Source organism: Roseateles sp. SL47 (assembly GCF_026625885.1).
Classification (GTDB): domain Bacteria; phylum Pseudomonadota; class Gammaproteobacteria; order Burkholderiales; family Burkholderiaceae_C; genus Roseateles.
Map to the genome: position 1 here is coordinate 5,592,666 of NZ_CP113068.1, position 15,488 is coordinate 5,608,153.

General features: G+C 65.3%; 14 protein-coding genes and 1 pseudogene. 7 read left to right on the forward strand and 8 right to left on the reverse strand.

Translation table 11 applies throughout. The features are described from left to right. Window positions 1–27: 27 nt before the first annotated feature. Window positions 28–297: a MoaD/ThiS family protein gene (locus OU995_RS24230; protein ID WP_267832717.1), complete on the reverse strand. Its 270-nt coding sequence runs from the start codon at window positions 295–297 to the stop codon at window positions 28–30. 208 nt (window positions 298–505) lie between these two features. On the opposite strand from OU995_RS24230, the gene rarD reads away from it, so the two are divergent. The 6 genes from rarD (at window position 506) to OU995_RS24260 (ending at window position 5,519) form a co-directional block, all read left to right on the forward strand. Next, window positions 506–1,360: an EamA family transporter RarD gene (rarD, locus tag OU995_RS24235; RefSeq protein ID WP_267836364.1), complete on the forward strand. Its 855-nt coding sequence runs from the start codon at window positions 506–508 to the stop codon at window positions 1,358–1,360. 293 nt (window positions 1,361–1,653) lie between these two features. Continuing rightward, the gene (locus tag OU995_RS24240) at window positions 1,654–1,836 is read left to right on the forward strand and encodes a CsbD family protein (protein ID WP_267832718.1); all 183 of its coding nucleotides are present in this window, start codon (window positions 1,654–1,656) and stop codon (window positions 1,834–1,836) included. A 241-nt stretch (window positions 1,837–2,077) separates the two neighbouring features. Continuing rightward, entirely contained in the window at window positions 2,078–2,440 is a 363-nt protein-coding gene (locus OU995_RS24245; protein WP_267832719.1) for a DUF805 domain-containing protein, read from the forward strand. A 144-nt stretch (window positions 2,441–2,584) separates the two neighbouring features. Further along, window positions 2,585–3,256 (forward strand): HemK2/MTQ2 family protein methyltransferase, encoded by a 672-nt coding sequence (locus OU995_RS24250; protein WP_267832720.1) that lies wholly within the window; start codon window positions 2,585–2,587, stop codon window positions 3,254–3,256. Window positions 3,257–3,269: 13 nt separating this feature from the next. Next, complete coding sequence (locus tag OU995_RS24255; RefSeq protein ID WP_267832721.1) at window positions 3,270–4,889, forward strand: transporter substrate-binding domain-containing protein; 1,620 nt, start codon at window positions 3,270–3,272, stop codon at window positions 4,887–4,889. 3 nt (window positions 4,890–4,892) lie between these two features. Then, window positions 4,893–5,519 carry a hypothetical protein gene (locus OU995_RS24260; protein ID WP_267832722.1) on the forward strand — a complete coding sequence of 209 codons (627 nt, stop codon included), beginning with the start codon at window positions 4,893–4,895 and terminating at the stop codon, window positions 5,517–5,519. A 214-nt stretch (window positions 5,520–5,733) separates the two neighbouring features. Here OU995_RS24260 and OU995_RS24265 read toward each other — a convergent pair whose 3' ends face one another. The 4 genes from OU995_RS24265 to lysA all read right to left on the reverse strand — a co-directional run bounded on the left by OU995_RS24265 (window position 5,734) and on the right by lysA (window position 11,019). After that, complete coding sequence (locus tag OU995_RS24265) at window positions 5,734–6,960, reverse strand: TAXI family TRAP transporter solute-binding subunit (protein WP_267832723.1); 1,227 nt, start codon at window positions 6,958–6,960, stop codon at window positions 5,734–5,736. 276 nt (window positions 6,961–7,236) lie between these two features. Continuing rightward, window positions 7,237–8,790, reverse strand: a complete 1,554-nt coding sequence (gene ahpF / locus OU995_RS24270; RefSeq protein WP_267832724.1) for an alkyl hydroperoxide reductase subunit F — start codon at window positions 8,788–8,790, stop codon at window positions 7,237–7,239. 194 nt (window positions 8,791–8,984) lie between these two features. Further along, the gene (gene ahpC / locus OU995_RS24275) at window positions 8,985–9,548 is read right to left on the reverse strand and encodes an alkyl hydroperoxide reductase subunit C (RefSeq protein WP_267832725.1); all 564 of its coding nucleotides are present in this window, start codon (window positions 9,546–9,548) and stop codon (window positions 8,985–8,987) included. A gap of 208 nt (window positions 9,549–9,756) precedes the next feature. Beyond that, window positions 9,757–11,019 (reverse strand): diaminopimelate decarboxylase, encoded by a 1,263-nt coding sequence (gene lysA / locus OU995_RS24280; RefSeq protein ID WP_267832726.1) that lies wholly within the window; start codon window positions 11,017–11,019, stop codon window positions 9,757–9,759. A 114-nt stretch (window positions 11,020–11,133) separates the two neighbouring features. On the opposite strand from lysA, the gene OU995_RS24285 reads away from it, so the two are divergent. Then, window positions 11,134–12,111, forward strand: coding sequence for a LysR family transcriptional regulator (locus OU995_RS24285; protein WP_267832727.1), 978 nt, complete (start codon window positions 11,134–11,136; stop codon window positions 12,109–12,111). 132 nt (window positions 12,112–12,243) lie between these two features. Here the strand turns inward: OU995_RS24285 and dxs are convergent. The 3 genes and pseudogenes from dxs to xseB all read right to left on the reverse strand — a co-directional run. After that, a pseudogene (gene dxs / locus OU995_RS24290) lies at window positions 12,244–14,178 on the reverse strand (1-deoxy-D-xylulose-5-phosphate synthase); the annotation flags it as partial. Window positions 14,179–14,190: 12 nt separating this feature from the next. Next, entirely contained in the window at window positions 14,191–15,078 is an 888-nt protein-coding gene (locus OU995_RS24295) for a polyprenyl synthetase family protein (RefSeq protein WP_267832729.1), read from the reverse strand. Continuing rightward, window positions 15,079–15,363, reverse strand: a complete 285-nt coding sequence (gene xseB, locus OU995_RS24300) for an exodeoxyribonuclease VII small subunit (protein ID WP_267832730.1) — start codon at window positions 15,361–15,363, stop codon at window positions 15,079–15,081. Window positions 15,364–15,488: the final 125 nt, after the last annotated feature.

Here is a 15,488-nt window from a genome sequence, read left to right on the forward strand (position 1 = left end):
TCCTGTGAAAGGCAGGTTGGCGTTCGCTCACCCTCCCGACAAGGCCTGCAGCACATACACCTTGGACGCTGGCCCCAGCGGGTCCGAGAGGCCACGCCGGTCCTGCACCCGCTGCCCGTCAATGAACACAGCCACGTGGGTGCGCAGATGGCCCTGGTCATCCAGGATGTAAGCACGCAGGCGCGGATTCACCCGGAAGGCCTGCTCCAGAGCCGCCTTCAAGGCCACCGCATCGCACGCCAGCACCGGGGTGTCGACATAACGATGCAGCTGGGCGGTGAATTCGAGATGCGCCATGGGCGGGCATCCTGCGCCGAATGCCACTGAAAGAAAAGATGCCCTCCTGCGGGTCGGGGGTTCGGCGTTAGGCAGAATCGCAGACCCAATCGTCCTGACGTCCCCCTCCCCGGACGGACCAGCTGTGAGCGCCAACCCATCCTCCACGTCCAGCGCCAGTCCCCTCACCTCTGCCGACCCGGCCGCCGCCGCAGAACTCCGGAGCGGCATGATCTGCGCCGCCCTGGCCTACACCGCCTGGGGCCTGTTCCCGCTCTACTTCAAGCAGCTGGTGGGGGTGAACGCGCTGGAAGTGGTGGCTCATCGCACAGTCTGGTCGCTGGTGTTTGTGGCGGTGGTCCTGACCGTTCTGCGCCGCTGGGCGTGGTTGGGCCCGGTCCTGCGCACGCCCAAGCTGATCGGCACCTTTGCGTTGTCGGCGCTGCTGCTGTCGGTCAACTGGCTCACCTACGTCTGGGCCGTTCAGCACGGTCATGTCGTGGATGCGAGCCTGGGCTACTTCATCAACCCACTGGTCAACGTGGCGCTTGGTTTTGTGGTGCTGCGCGAGCGATTGAGACCTGGCCAATGGGCAGCCGTTGCGCTGGCGGCTGCGGGCGTGGCGTGGCTCACGGTCAGTACCGGGCAGTTGCCCTGGATCGCCCTGGTGCTGGCGCTGAGCTTCGGCTTCTATGGCCTGATGCGCAAAACCGCACCGCTGGGCGCTCTGGAAGGCCTCACCCTGGAGACCTTGATCCTGGCGCCTGTGGCTGCCCTGGCGTTGAGCGTCTGGACCGTGCAGGGCAATAGCGCCCTGGCCCACGGCTCGGGCTCGACACTGGCCTGGCTGCTGCTGGCCGGACCGATGACGGCTGTGCCGCTGCTGCTTTTTGCGGCTGGCGCGCGCCGCATCACCCTGACCTTGTTGGGGCTCATGCAATACATCGCGCCGACGCTGCAGTTCGGCCTCGGCGTGTGGCTGTATCAGGAACCCTTGGCCGCGTCGCGCCTGGCTGGCTTTGGGCTGATCTGGGCCGCGTTGGCGGTGTATTCCCTGGAAGGACTGTGGCGCGCCAGGCGATAACGGGGAGATAACGGGGAGATGACGGGGAGATAACGGGGCGAGAACGCGGGCAATAACGGGGGCAATAACGCGGGCAATAACGGGGGCAACAAGGGGGCGATCACCAGGCGATGATCGGCTGGGTTCGGCATACGTCCGGTTTGCTCGATTTCCGCGTAGGCGAGCACTGACATCAGAACCACTGCATGACCTGCACCACGGCCGGCGGGGTCTCCCTACTATGAACCTGTCTCCCGCGAATCCACCCCACCCGGTGAGTTCGCGGAACTGCAACCAACCTGAGGAGAATCGCCATGAACAAGGACCAAGTCAAGGGTGCCGTCAAGGACGCAGCCGGTAAGGTGCAAGAGAAGACCGGTGAGGTCGTGGGCAGCAACGAGCAACAAGCCAAGGGCCTGGCCCGTCAAGCGGAAGGCAAGGTGCAAAAGTCCTACGGCGATGCGAAGGAAACTGTCAAGGACGTCAACAAGCGCTGAGCAGCAGGCCCCTGATGACAAAAAGCGCGGCCTGGCCGCGCTTTTTCTTTGGGCGCTCCGCGTCGTTCATGGCACCGCGTCGTTCATTGCACCGCGTCGTACGCATGTCGATCACATGGCCACGGTGTCCGCTGCCGTGTCACATCGCCCCCACGATGCCAACAGCTGGTTGCAAACCCAGTGCCTGGCGTTCCGGCGAGCACCTCCCGTTGCGGCATGATGTCGGCCGGGAGGAATCGACATGCGCCTGATCGATGTGGCGTGCAGTGAAATCAAGACCACCGGCACCCTCACGCGGGCCGGGTTCTGGGCACGCCAAGGGGTGCTCATCCCGTTTGTCGTCTGGTTGGCGATGACGGGCATCAAGACCGTGATGGGCTGGCCGGCGATTGCCGTGGCGGCAGTGCTGTTGATCTCCAGTTGGGGGCGGCGCCTGCATGACCGCGGGCATTCCGCGTGGTGGCTGCTTGTGGCCCTGATCCCGGGGCTGGGTCTGCTCATCTTGTTGGTGGAGTGCGGTCTGCGCGGCAGCTCCTTGGCGTCGGCACGATTTCAGCCGACGCGTGCGGTGGACTATCTCAGCGTCCTGCCGCACATGCCCTGACGGACGGAGCCCTACGCGCTGCGCAGCCGCCCATGACGCCCGGACACCAAGTCAGGCGTCAGGCGCCCCACATTTCAGCCATTTGCCGATACCCGTGACGGGGCACAAGCCCGAGCATGGCCGCTCATGCCGGAGCTGCCTTTCATGTGTCACGACGATGTTTTTCGCCCTTCTGAATACACAGCAGCGCTGCTGAAGCAGTTGTGGGACCGCCCGCCTTGCACAGGGCGAGTGCTGGAGATCGGCACGGGCAGCGGCGTGGTGCTGACTGCGCTGGCGCTGGCCGGTGCGCGGGAGGTGGTGGGCGTCGACATCGAACCCGACGCGGTTCAACGCACCCGCGAGATGCTGCACGCGGCGGGTGTCGCGGCCGCCCAGGTGCACTGCGGCCATCTGTGGGAGCCTGTGGGTGATCAGCCATTCGACCTGATCGTCTTCAACCCACCGCAACTGCCGATGCTGGACGATGTGCCTCAGCTGCATCGCCTGCGTAGCTGGAGCAACGGCGGCGATGCCGGCCGGGCGATCCTGGACCAGTTCCTGGACGGACTGGCGCAGCATCTGGCGCCGCAGGGACAGGCGCTCATCACCCACAGCGGTTTTGTGGATGCCACGCTCACCCGGCGTCATCTGGCGCTATGCGGTCTACAGGCCGAGGTCAAGCAGTCGGTGACGGTGGTGATGCCGCCCAGCAAACTGAGGGTGCTGCCCACGGGCTGGCTGGAGCGACTGGAGCAACACGGATTGAAGCGCCTCGGGCCGTATGTGTTCTCGGAGTTCGACGTGCTGGAGATCCGGCACACACGCGCGGCGTGAGGTGGCCACTGTCATGCACCGCTTCGTTCAGCGGCTGGTGGCCGCCGCTCTGCTGATGCCCGCGCTCGCTTTTTCCGCCGCTGCGATTGACCGGCCTGCGCGCCTGGAGCCCTTGTTGAAGGCGGACCGGCAAGGCCCCTGCCCGGACGACATGGAGACGCTGGCCCGTGTGAAATGCCGGGGAACGTTGCGGGTGGGCATTCGTTCGGACTACCCGCCATTCGGCTACTCGACGCCGGAAGGGCCGCAAGGCTTGGAGCCCGACCTGGCGCGGCTGCTGGCGGAGCGCCTGGGCGTGGCCGTGAGCTTTACCACCGTGAATGCGGCCGACCGGATGGTGGTGCTGGGGGAAGACCGTGTGGACGCCCTGATTGCCACGACCGGCCACACCGTGCAGCGGGACGAGCAGGCGCTGTTTGTGCGGCCCCACTATTTTGAATCGTCCACCGTTGTGGTCGGCCCCAGGCAATCCGAACTGCAGCATGTCCGCAGCCTGGATGGCCTGGCCGGGCGCACCATCTGCGTGAGCATTGGCAACTCCACCAATGCCGAACTGGCCGTGCACGGCGCCCGCCTGATGCTGTACGGGGGGGCGGGTCGCCTGGTGGAGCAAATCCAGAACGGCACCTGCCCGCTCGCCGCCCACGACAACACCCTGCTGCTGCCGGTGCTGCCCGGCAGCCATGAGGTGAAACTGTCATTCGCGCCTTTGAACTGGGGCATTGTGGTGAATCGGCGCAGCGAGACGCTGGCGCGCTGGCTGGCGGGGGAACTGCGCTGGCTGCATCGGGATGGCACCCTGTTGCGCCTGGCAAAAACCCATGGCGTGGCCATGCCCTGGCTGGCGGAGCAGCAGGTGCGGTGGTCGGCTCCGCCCTGCAACACCACCACGGTGCCCGATGACGCGGCCTGCGTCGCCCCGCCCCGGGACAACCGCCTGGCGCCCACCCCGATGGCCGAGGGGGCCGAAGCCTTGGAGCAGTGGGTGCAGCAACACTGGGGCTTCGAGATCACCCTGGCCATGCTCAAGACGCAGGTGGCCTTGCGACTGTTCGTTGGTGGCGTTGCTTATTCCGTGGCGCTGGTGGCGGGGGCGGTGGTGGCGACGGTGATGGTGGCACTGGGATTTGGCGCGGGCCTCTCCGCGCGGCCCGCCTGGGTGCGCTGGCCGCTGGGTGGTGCGCTGCTGGTGATGCAGTCCACGCCGATGGTCATGTTCATGGCCGCAGCCGGCATGGTGCTCAGCAGTGCCGGCAGGGTGACGCCGTTCCTGGCCTGGGGCATGGCGGTGCTGGTGCTGGGGCTGTTTAATGGCAGCAATGCCGGCCAGGCGATTGCCGATGCTCGGCGCGACCTGCTGGCTGCCGCCCGCCCCGCCGGGCTTTTGGCAGCGGCCTTGCAGGCCCGAGCGCAGATCGCCTCGTTTGCGGCCAATGCCACACGGGGGAGTCCGGTTGCGTCGCTCATCGGGGTGCCGGAACTGCTGGCGGCGCAGACGGACATTGCCTCTTTCTCGGCCGAATCCACCACCACCTTTGGCCTGCTGCTGATGTTCTACATGGCCTTGGTGTCGCTGGTGGTGGCTGTGCTCAAACGGCTGCAGGACCGATTGCAGCCCCTGGCTGTTGGGTGACCCATGGACCTTGCATTGATCCGATTCCTGCCGGACTTCTTGCCTGGCTTCTTTCACGCGCTGGGCACCAATCTGTCGGTGGCCGCGAATGCGCTCGGTGTGGGCCTGCCGATGGGCGTGTTGCTGGGCCTGATGAGCCTGCCCAGCGCGAGCCGTGTGATGTCACCGGCCCGGCGCGCAGCGGCAGGCGCTGCGGGCCTGATCACCGCCCTGCTTCGAGCCGCGCCGGCTTTTGTGGTGATGTACGTGCTGCTGCATGCCACGCCCGGCCGCTGGGGAATCGGGCCCGAAGGCGCAGTGGCACTGGCGCTGGCGTTCTATGCCGCCGCTTACGTCGCGGACACACTGCAACCCGCCATGCTCGATTGGCGCACTGGCGGTACGGCGGGTGCGCAACTGTTTCTGACCGGGCTGGTCCGCTGCTTCTTCGTGATGGTCCTCTCCAGCGGCTTCGGCGCTGCGGTGGGTGTGACCGAAGCCACGGCGGTGACACTGCGCGCGCTGGAACAACTGCCCACCACGGCTGACCGCCTGGGACTGATGGCGTGCGTGGTGGCGGTGTTTATTGCGATGCGGCAGGCGGTGAACCTTGGCTTGGCCGGTTTGCGCAGATGGATGCCTGCGCGTTGATGGGCGGCCCGTTCTTGCCCTGGAAGCACGGGCTTTTTCGCCACTGAGGGCCTTGTTCATCACGATCCCGATGTCTGCCTTCCTCTGGAGGCTGTCGAACACCAGCTTGCAGCTTGGCTCCCCGCGCCGGATGGCTGCATGACCCTGTCGAGGCGGATGCCCCTCGATGCCACGCCGCTCGGGCTGGCCACAATCGCTCAACGGGCACACCCCACTACATCAGCGGCCTCAAATGCTCCAGCCGATCCCTCGCAATCTGATCCCGTCCCTTGCGATTGAAGATCGACTCCACCAGCCTGAAGAGATAACGTCCCAGCCAGCCGGGCCGTCGTCCACGGGCCACGCCGCGCTCCAGCCATCCGAGCCAATGCAGCGCGATGCCCAGCACCACACCGTCGATGAAGCCCGTCAGCGACTGCAGCGTTCCCACGGCTGACACCGACGCCAGCACAAACAGCGCTGGCGCCCAGTAGGCATCCACGATCCCCGCCACGGCGGGTGGAAGATGCGTGAACAGCCACGGCGTGCCGCTCTTCACCCATTCCAGCGCCAGCGGATGGACCGGCAGCACCGTGCCGGTACGGCGCGGAAATTCCCCGGGGTCCGACACCAGCGTCTGCCCTTTGTGCACCTCCTCCATCGCCTGCAACAAGGCATAGAGCACGGCGGGATGGATATCCTCCCGCACCACCACATTCACGATCGCCCCCACCAGCGCCACGTCCTGAGGCGGCTGCGGGGCTCGCAGGTCAAACGCCCCTTTGACCAGCGTGGCCGGCTTGAGATAGTCCAGGTTGCGCCCGATGCTGACGTTGTCCACAAAGGAATACAGACGCAAGTCGGGATTGGCGGCGAGACGGCGCACCAGGGGATTGCCCGGCGCCACCATGAAAAATCCGGCGTCGTATTGCCCCCTGTGCATGGCATTGGACGCCTGCTCCAGGGAGCTGTTGGTGAACGACGTGTTGGCCGGCGTCACGCCATACAGCTCCAGCACATCCCGCGTGGCCTGGGCGGTGGCACTGTCCTGTCGCGGCATGATCAGGCGCAGCCCGGCCAGCCCCGCCAAGGTGGCCGGGTCGCGCGTGCTGCGCCGCATGAACAGGAACAAGGGCTGCAATTCAATCGCGCCCGCCGAATTCACTGTCGGATGCTGCGCCGCGTCCACCCGCTGGGCGGTGAAGCCGATCTGCACATCACTGCCCGGGGCGTCCAGCCGATTGATGATGCGCAGGCTGTCTTCCTGATTGCGGACCTCCACCACGATCTTCTTCGTCCGCATGATCTCCGCATAACGGCGCGCATGGGTGTCGAAGGATCCCCCCGGGGGCCCAGCCTGGATCACCACCTTGTCCGGTGGCGTCACACGTTGGCTATTGCCTTCCAGCACCCACCACAGGCCGGCCAGCACCACCAGCACCACCAGACTCATGCGCGACATCACCGGCTCCCTGCATCACCCGCCCCCACGGGCGTCGGACGATGATGGCGAGGGGCCCGGTGTTTGGGGGCGCTCGGACTGCAGTCACGGGAAATCGGAACCGGAAAATCCGCAGCGGTCTGAGCCGCTTGTGGCCGATGCCCCACGGTGGCCGGGTCGCCCAGCCCACTCCGGACGCAAAAAGGCGCCACCCCCGTGAGGAAGCGGCGCCAAGGTCATCCCAAAGGACAACAGCGGATCAGGTGCAGGTCAGGTGCAGGTCACAGATCAGCCGCATCAATTGCGGATCAGGTGATCAAAGGCCGACAGTGCTGCCTTGGCACCATCACCGGCCGCGATGATGATCTGCTTGTACGGAACCGTCGTGGCGTCCCCTGCGGCAAACACACCGGGCACCGAGGTCTGCCCCTTGGCATCCACGATGATCTCGCCGTACTTGGACAGCTCCACCACACCACGCAGCCATTCGGTGTTGGGCACCAGGCCGATCTGCACAAACACGCCTTCCAGCTCCAGGCGGCGAGCTTCGCCGCTGGCACGGTCGGTGTAGTTCAGGCCGTTGAGCTTGCCGTTGGCCCCGGTGAACTCGGTGGTCTGCGCCTGCTTGATGATGGTGACATTGGCGAGGCTTTCCAGCTTCTTCACCAGCACCGCATCCGCACGCAGTTGGTCACCGAACTCCAGCAAGGTGACATGGGCCACCAGGCCGGCCAGGTCGATGGCCGCTTCCACGCCGGAGTTGCCGCCGCCGATCACCGCCACGCGCTTGCCCTTGAACAGCGGGCCATCGCAGTGCGGGCAGTAGGCCACGCCCTTGTTCTTGTATTCCTCTTCGCCCGGCACATTCACATTGCGCCAACGTGCGCCGGTGGAGAGGATGACCGTCTTGCTCTTGAGCGAAGCCCCATTGGCCAGTTGAATCTCGACCAGGCCGCCGGGCGTGGTGGCGGGCACCAGCTTGTCCGCACGCTGCAGGTTCATCACGTCCACGCCGTAATCCTTGACGTGGGACTCCAGCGCCATCGCGAACTTCGGGCCATCGGTCGACAGCACCGAGATGTAGTTCTCGATCGCAAGCGTGTCATTCACCTGGCCACCGAAGCGTTCGGCCGCCACACCGGTGCGGATGCCCTTGCGAGCGGCATACACCGCCGCCGCCGCGCCGGCCGGGCCACCGCCCACCACCAGCACGTCAAAGGCTTCCTTGGCCGACAGCTTGGCCGCGTCCTTGGCACCTGCATTGGTGTCCAGCTTGGCGACGATCTCTTCCACGGTCATGCGGCCAGAGCCAAAGTGCGAGCCGTTCAGGTACACCGCCGGCACGGCCATGATGTCGCGGGCATTCACTTCTTCCTGGAACAGGCCGCCGTCGATGATGACGGTCTTGACGCGGGGGTTCAGCACCGCCATGAGCGACAGCGCCTGCACCACGTCCGGGCAGTTGTGGCAGGACAGGGACATATACACCTCAAAGGCGTAGTCACCGTCCAGGCCCTTGACCTGATCGATGGTGGACGGCTCCACCTTGGGCGGATGGCCACCGGTCCACAGCAGGGCCAGCACCAGCGAGGTGAATTCGTGGCCCAGCGGGATCCCGGCGAAGCGCAGGCTCTGTTCAGTGCCGGTGCGCTTGAGGCTGAAGGAGGGGCGACGGGCGTCGTTGCCATCCAGCTTCAGCGTGATCTTGTCGGACATGCCGTCGATGTCCTGCAGCAGCTGCTTGAGCTGCGTGGAGCTCTCAGAGTCGTTCAGCGAGGCCTCGATTTCGAACGGCAGCGTGACCCGCTCCAGGTAGGCCTTGAGCTGCGCCTTCAGGTTGTCGTCCAACATCGTTACTTCCTTTCTTGCTTGTTTTTTCAAGCGCTAAGCGACTTTGAGAACCGGCCTCCCTGGATCGTTCCGATCCGTCTGAATGATGTCAGGGCGGCCAGCATCCCACCCGCAGGCCGTACAGGCCCGCGAGTGTTGCATTGGCAAAGATTGGGTGAGGACCATCCTCAACCGAATCCGGTGGGGGGCAGAACTTAGATCTTGCCGACCAGGTCCAGCGACGGGGTCAGGGTCTTCTCGCCGTCGTTCCACTTGGCGGGGCAGACTTGGCCCGGGTGCTCGGCCACGTACTTGGCAGCCTTGACCTTGCGCAGGGTTTCCTTGACGTCACGAGCGATCGCGTTGTCGTGCACTTCGGCCGTCTTGATCACGCCTTCCGGGTTGATCACGAAGGTGCCACGCAGGGCCAGACCTTCTTCAGGGATGTGCACGCCGAAGGCGTTGGTCAGGGCGTGGGTGGGGTCACCCACCAGCGGGAACTTGGCCTTGCCGACGGCCGGCGAGGTTTCGTGCCACACCTTGTGCGAGAAGTGCGTGTCGGTGGTCACGATGTAGACCTCGGCACCCAGCTTCTGGAATTCTGCGTAGTTGTCAGCAGCGTCTTCCACTTCGGTCGGGCAGTTGAAGGTGAAGGCGGCCGGCATGAAAATCAGCACAGACCACTTGCCCTTGAGCGACTCTTCCGTCACTTCAATGAACTTGCCGTTGTGGAAGGCTTGTGCCTTGAAGGGTTTGACTTGGGTATTGATCAGGGACATCTCTCGTCTCGCTGTTGGGTTGATGGGATGGACAGATCATAGGGGCGCCATCCCATCGGCGGAGTTGAATTCCCCAATGAGGCTTATTGCTTCAGGCTATTGACGTTGACCATCAATCAACGTCACTTGATAGTCATGATTCATAGGCCAAACCGGCCCAAAGTTCAAGGCCATCGCCCGATCTGAGGCGAATTCAGGCCGTGAAGCCTCAGAGCTGTTCCAACGCCAACAGTTCCTCCACCGTCTGACGGCGGCGGATCAGGCGCACGTCAGCCCCGTCCACCAGCACTTCCGCCGTCAGCGGTCGGCTGTTGTAGTTGCTGGACATGGAAGCCCCATAAGCGCCGGTGTCATGGATCACCAGCAGGTCTCCCACCTGCGCCTGCGGCAGGTCGCGGGTCAGCACCACACCGCCATCGCCCTGGGTGAACACATCCCCGCTTTCGCACAAGGGGCCCGCCACAACGGTGGGCTGCGTGGGTCGCTGGGTGCCATCGGCCGGGATCAGGTCCATGGCGTGGAAGCTTCCATACATCGCGGGGCGCATCAGCTCGTTGAATCCCGCGTCCACCAGCAGGAAGTGCTGACGGCCCTGCTGCTTGACCGCCCGCACCTCGGCCACAAGCACGCCAGCTTCCGCCACCAGGTAGCGGCCGGGCTCCAGTTCCAGCTGCAGCTCATGGCCGATGACCGCCTGCGCCTCGCGCCGGGCCGTGTCCCACAGGCTGAAATAGTGGGCCGGGTCGATGCGTGCGTCGCCGGACTGATAGGGGATGGAGAGGCCACCGCCTGCGGAGATGGCGCTCAGGTCCATGTCGGCGTCCTTCACCTGGCGCACCAGCCCGACCATGGCGCCGCAGACCTCGGCCAGATGGCCATAGTCCACGCCGGAACCGATGTGCATGTGCAGGCCGATCAGGCGCAGCCCCTGTTCACGGATGGCCGCCAGCGCTTGCGGCAGCTGTTCATGCCAGATGCCATGCTTGCTGTGTTCGCCGCCGGTATTGGTCTTGTTGCTATGGCCGTGGCCAAAGCCTGGGTTCAGGCGCAGCCACACTGGATGACCGGGCGACACCTGGCCCAGTTGGGCCAGCATGTCGATGGAACCCGCATTCACCGGCACTTTCGGCTCGCTGACGGTGCGCAGCGTGTCCCGGTCCAGCAGGTCGGCCGTGAAGACGATGTCGGAATGGGCCGCATCGTCACCCTGACCCACGGCGTAACCGGCCGCCAGCGCGCGCAGCACTTCGCCTCGCGACACCGCATCCACCTTCACCCCCTGCTGCCGCATCAGCCGCAACACATGGGTGTTGGAGCAGGCTTTTTGAGCAAAACGGACAACATCGAACTGTTTCAGGGCGGCGGCACGGTCACGAATGATCTGGGCGTCATACACCCACAACGGAGTGCCGAATCGCTCGGCCAGTTGCTGGAGGAAACGGGCACGGGTGGGGGGCAAGGCTTGCGGCATGGTTTGCAGGGAGATGGGGTGGCACCGGAATGGATGCCGCCAGCATGAACCAATGCGACCATTCATTCAAATGCTTTGATATCGTCACACCATTCATCCCTGATATCCCGAGGCATGCCACTCTCCCATCGCCACATCGAAGTCTTCCGCGCCGTGATGACGGCTGGCAGCGTGACCGGCGCGGCCGAATTGCTGTTCACTTCGCAGCCCACCGTCAGCCGCGAGCTGGCGCGCATGGAAAGCCTGCTCGGTTACGCGCTGTTCGAGCGCGGACCCGGGCGTGTACGGCCCACGGCCCGGGCGTTGGCGCTCTTCGAGGAGGTTCAGCGCGTCTACCAGGGCCTGGACCAGGTGGTCGCCCGTGCCCAGGCGCTGGGGCGAGCCGAAAAAGAGCGGCTGCAGGTGCTGACCCTGCCTGCGCTGGCCCATGCCCTGCTGCCGGCGGCCAGCGCCCGCTGGCTGGCCCGGCATCCGCAGGCCGCGCTCACACTCACGCCGCAGGAGTCTCCGCTGCTGGAGGAATGGATGGGCGCCCAGCGCTTTGACATCGGCCTGAGCGAAGGTTCCGTGCCGGTGCCCGGCACCCACGGTGAGACGCTGGCCGAACTGGACGAGGTGTGTGTGCTGCCTGCGGGCCATCCCCTCGCGGCCAAGCCGGTGCTGGAACCTGGCGATTTCGAGGGGGAGCGGTTTGTCAGCCTGGCGGCCGAAGATCCCTACCGCCGGCAGTTCGACACCCTCTTTGCCGCCGCCGGGGTGCAGCGACGGCTGCAGGTGGAGACCCACAGCGCCATGGCGGTGTGTGCATTGGTCCAGCAGGGTGTGGGCATCGCGCTGGTCAACCCGCTGACGGCCTGGGCTTGTGCCCATCCTCACCCGGCAGCGCCGACGGACGGCCCTCACAGCAGCCCATCCGCAGCCCTCACCGGTTCAGGCGGACTGGTGGTCCGGCCGTTTTCCGTGTCCGTGCCGTTCCGCATCCAGGCGCTGCGCCCTCAGCACCGGCCCACCCAGGCCCTCGCGGACGACTTCATCGCCGCCGTCAAAGACGTGCTGCAGGCGGTACGCACCAAGCACAACGGCCAGCGCTGATGGACAACGCTGGCCGTTGAAGGCGGCGGCAGTGAGGCGCCCGGCTTATTTCTTGGTGACCGCCCGCAATTCAGCGACATTGACAGCGACGTTGACAGCGGCGTTGACCGCAGCATGGTCTGCGGCGTTATTGACGCCTTTGTCTGCGGCGTCGACCGCCACGTTGACGAAGCGCTGACGCACCGACCGTTCAATACCGGCGGCATCCAGCCCGATCTGCGACATCAGCTTGCCGGGCTCACCGTGCTCGATGTAAGCATCCGGCAGCCCCAGTTGCAGCACCGGCAGGCTGAAGCCCTGAGCCTGCAGGCTTTCCATCACGGCACTGCCAGCGCCGCCCATGATGCAGCCGTCTTCGATGGTGACCAGCGCATCATGCGTACGGGCCAGCTCGGCCACCAGTTCGGTGTCCAGCGGCTTGGCAAAACGCATGTTGGCCACGCTGGCGTCCAGCGCCTCGGCCGCCTTCAATGCCGGATGCAGCAGCGTGCCGAAGGCCAGGATGGCCACACGCGGCGCGCCACGGCCATGGGTCTGCGGCTGAGCCGAATGGCGACGCATCTCACCCTTGCCCCAGGGCAGTGCCACCATCTCCTTGGCGATCGGTTCGCCCACGCCCGCCCCACGGGGGTAGCGCACGGTCACCGGACCGTTGTGCAGATGGCCGGTGTAGAGCGCACGGCGGCATTCATTCTCATCCGACGGCGTCAGCACGCTCATGTTGGGAATGCAGCGGGTGAAGGCGATGTCGTAGTTGCCGGCATGGGTGGCCCCATCGGCGCCCACCAGGCCTGCGCGGTCCAGCGCGAACAGCACCGGCAGATTCTGCAGGGCCACGTCGTGGATCAACTGGTCATAGCCGCGCTGCAAGAAGGTGGAGTAGATGGCCACCACCGGCTTCAGGCCCTCGCAAGCCAGGCCACCGGCAAAGGTCACCGCATGCTGTTCGGCAATGCCCACATCGTAATAACGCGTGGGGAAGCGCTTGTGGAACTCCACCATGCCCGAACCTTCGCGCATGGCCGGCGTGATGGCCACCAGCTTGGGATCGGCCTCGGCCATGTCGCACAGCCATTCACCAAACACCTGGGTGAAGGTCTTCTTCGGCGGCGTCGTGGCTGGCTTGATGCCTTCAGCGGGATTAAACGGGGTCGGCCCGTGGTACTTCACCGGGTCGGCCTCGGCCAGCTTGTAGCCCTGCCCCTTGCGGGTGACCACATGCAGGAACTGCGGGCCTTTTTTGTCCCGCAGATTTTCCAGCGTCGGGACCAGGGAATCCAGGTCATGCCCATCGATCGGGCCGACATAGTTGAAGCCGAATTCCTCGAAGATCGTACCGGGCACAAACATGCCCTTGGTGTGCTCTTCAAAGCGGCGCGCAAATTCATACAGCGGCGTGTGCTTGAGCACCGACTTCGCGCCCTCCCGTGCGGCTGCGTAGAACTTGCCGCTCATCAGACGGGTGAAGTACTTGTTCAGCGCGCCCACCGGCGGGCTGATCGACATGTCGTTGTCGTTCAGGATCACCAGCACGTCACCCAGCAGCCCGCCATGGGCCACCCCGGCATTGTTCAGGGCCTCGAAGGCCATGCCGGCCGTCATGGCACCGTCGCCGATGATGGCCACCGCACGGCGGCTCTCACCCTTGATGCGGGCGGCCATCGCCATGCCGTGAGCGGCAGAGATGGAGGTGCTGGAGTGCGCCGTCCCGAAGGTGTCGTATTCGCTCTCGTCACGACGCGGGAAGCCCGAGATGCCGCCCTGCTGGCGCAGCGTGGACATGGCATCACGCCGGCCGGTCAGGATCTTGTGCGGATAAGTCTGGTGCCCCACGTCCCACACCAGCCGGTCGCGGGGGGTGTCGTAGACGAAGTGCAGTGCAATCGTCAGCTCCACCGTGCCGAGGTTGGACGACAGATGGCCGCCGGTTTTGGACACGCTGTCCAGCACATGGCTGCGCACCTCATCCGCCAGTTGGGGCAACTGGCTGCGGGAGAGGCGTCGCACGTCCGCCGGGCTGTTGATGGTGCTCAGCAGCGGCAGCGGGTTCGCAGGGGTGTCACTCATGACCGGACCTTGTTAGTTGTCTCGTTCGACCACCTTGTCAGCCAGCAGGCTGAGCCAGGCGGTGTCGGCCAGTCCGCTGGCCGCCAGGGCCTTGTGGGCCTGGTCGCGCAGCTGGAGCGCATAGCCGCGTGCGGCATCGAGGCCGAGCACGCTGACGTAGGTGGGTTTGTTGCAGTCCTGATCCTTGCCGGCGGTCTTGCCCAGCACTTCGGAGTCCTGGGTGACGTCGAGGATGTCATCCACCACCTGGAAGGCCAGGCCGATGGCGGCGCCGTAGTGGCTCAGGGACTGCCAGGCCACGTCGCTGATGTTGCCACAGGCGGCCCCCATCAACACACTGGCTTGCAGCAGCACGCCGGTTTTGCGGCGATGCATGTCACGCAACTGGGTTTCATCCAGCGGCTTGCCGACGCTGGCCAGGTCGATGGCCTGGCCACCGGCCATGCCGTCATAACCGCTGGCGCGCGCCAGCAGGCGGCACAGCCGGGCCTGCAGGGCCGGCGCCACGCCGGTGTCGGGTGTGAGCACATCAAAGGCCAGGGCCTGCATGGCGTCGCCCGCCAGCATGGCCTGGGCTTCACCGAACTGCACATGCAGCGTCGGCTTGCCACGGCGCAGGACGTCGTTGTCCATGCACGGCATGTCGTCATGCGCCAGCGAATAGGCGTGGATCAGCTCCACGGCGCAGGCCGCACGCATGGCGGCCTCGCGCTCACCGCTCACGGCTTCTGCGGCCGCCAGCACCAGCAACGGACGCAGGCGCTTGCCGGCCCCCAGCACGGCATATCGCATGGCCTCGCCCAGGCCGGCCGGAGCGCTCGGCGGCACCCAGGTTTCCAACGCCTGTTCAACGTCCAGCAGGGACCGCTTCACCCAATGCTCGAACACTCCTGCATCCACTTATGGTTCTCCCCAGGGTCGCATGTCGCCGCCCTCCAGCGCTTGTACTTGTTGTTCAACGACCTGCAGACGGGCACGGCAGAACTTCAACAGCCCGGCGCCACGCTGATAACTGGCCAGCAACTGGTCCAACGGCAATTGCCCGGCTTCCATGGACTGGATCAGCCGCTCAAGCTCATCCACCGCCTGTTCATAACTGGCGGGTTCCGGTCCGACCGTGAGGCCAATCTCGGGCTGCAATGCCGAGCCGGCACTGGTCTGGTCGCTTGCGGAAGGCTTGCTCATTTCAAAACGCGAAAAAACCGATTGTAAGCATCACACCATGGGGGTCCGGGGTCAGACAAAAGAGGGATGTGAATCCAACGCCACAGGCGACCCAACTCGTTACAAGGGAGGTCGTCATGCGCCAA

Bases quoted from the DNA above. Each gene is read 5' to 3' on its own strand.
- lysA (WP_267832726.1), bottom strand. From the start codon at position 11,019: ATGCCGCAAGCCTTGCCCCCCACCCGTGCCCGTTTCCTCCAGCAACTG.
- rarD (WP_267836364.1), top strand. From the start codon at position 506: ATGATCTGCGCCGCCCTGGCCTACACCGCCTGGGGCCTGTTCCCGCTC.
- OU995_RS24250 (WP_267832720.1), top strand. From the start codon at position 2,585: ATGTGTCACGACGATGTTTTTCGCCCTTCTGAATACACAGCAGCGCTG.
- OU995_RS24260 (WP_267832722.1), top strand. From the start codon at position 4,893: ATGGACCTTGCATTGATCCGATTCCTGCCGGACTTCTTGCCTGGCTTC.
- OU995_RS24285 (WP_267832727.1), top strand. From the start codon at position 11,134: ATGCCACTCTCCCATCGCCACATCGAAGTCTTCCGCGCCGTGATGACG.
- OU995_RS24245 (WP_267832719.1), top strand. From the start codon at position 2,078: ATGCGCCTGATCGATGTGGCGTGCAGTGAAATCAAGACCACCGGCACC.
- xseB (WP_267832730.1), bottom strand. From the start codon at position 15,363: ATGAGCAAGCCTTCCGCAAGCGACCAGACCAGTGCCGGCTCGGCATTG.
- OU995_RS24230 (WP_267832717.1), bottom strand. From the start codon at position 297: ATGGCGCATCTCGAATTCACCGCCCAGCTGCATCGTTATGTCGACACC.
- OU995_RS24240 (WP_267832718.1), top strand. From the start codon at position 1,654: ATGAACAAGGACCAAGTCAAGGGTGCCGTCAAGGACGCAGCCGGTAAG.
- ahpF (WP_267832724.1), bottom strand. From the start codon at position 8,790: ATGTTGGACGACAACCTGAAGGCGCAGCTCAAGGCCTACCTGGAGCGG.
- ahpC (WP_267832725.1), bottom strand. From the start codon at position 9,548: ATGTCCCTGATCAATACCCAAGTCAAACCCTTCAAGGCACAAGCCTTC.
- OU995_RS24265 (WP_267832723.1), bottom strand. From the start codon at position 6,960: ATGTCGCGCATGAGTCTGGTGGTGCTGGTGGTGCTGGCCGGCCTGTGG.
- OU995_RS24255 (WP_267832721.1), top strand. From the start codon at position 3,270: ATGCACCGCTTCGTTCAGCGGCTGGTGGCCGCCGCTCTGCTGATGCCC.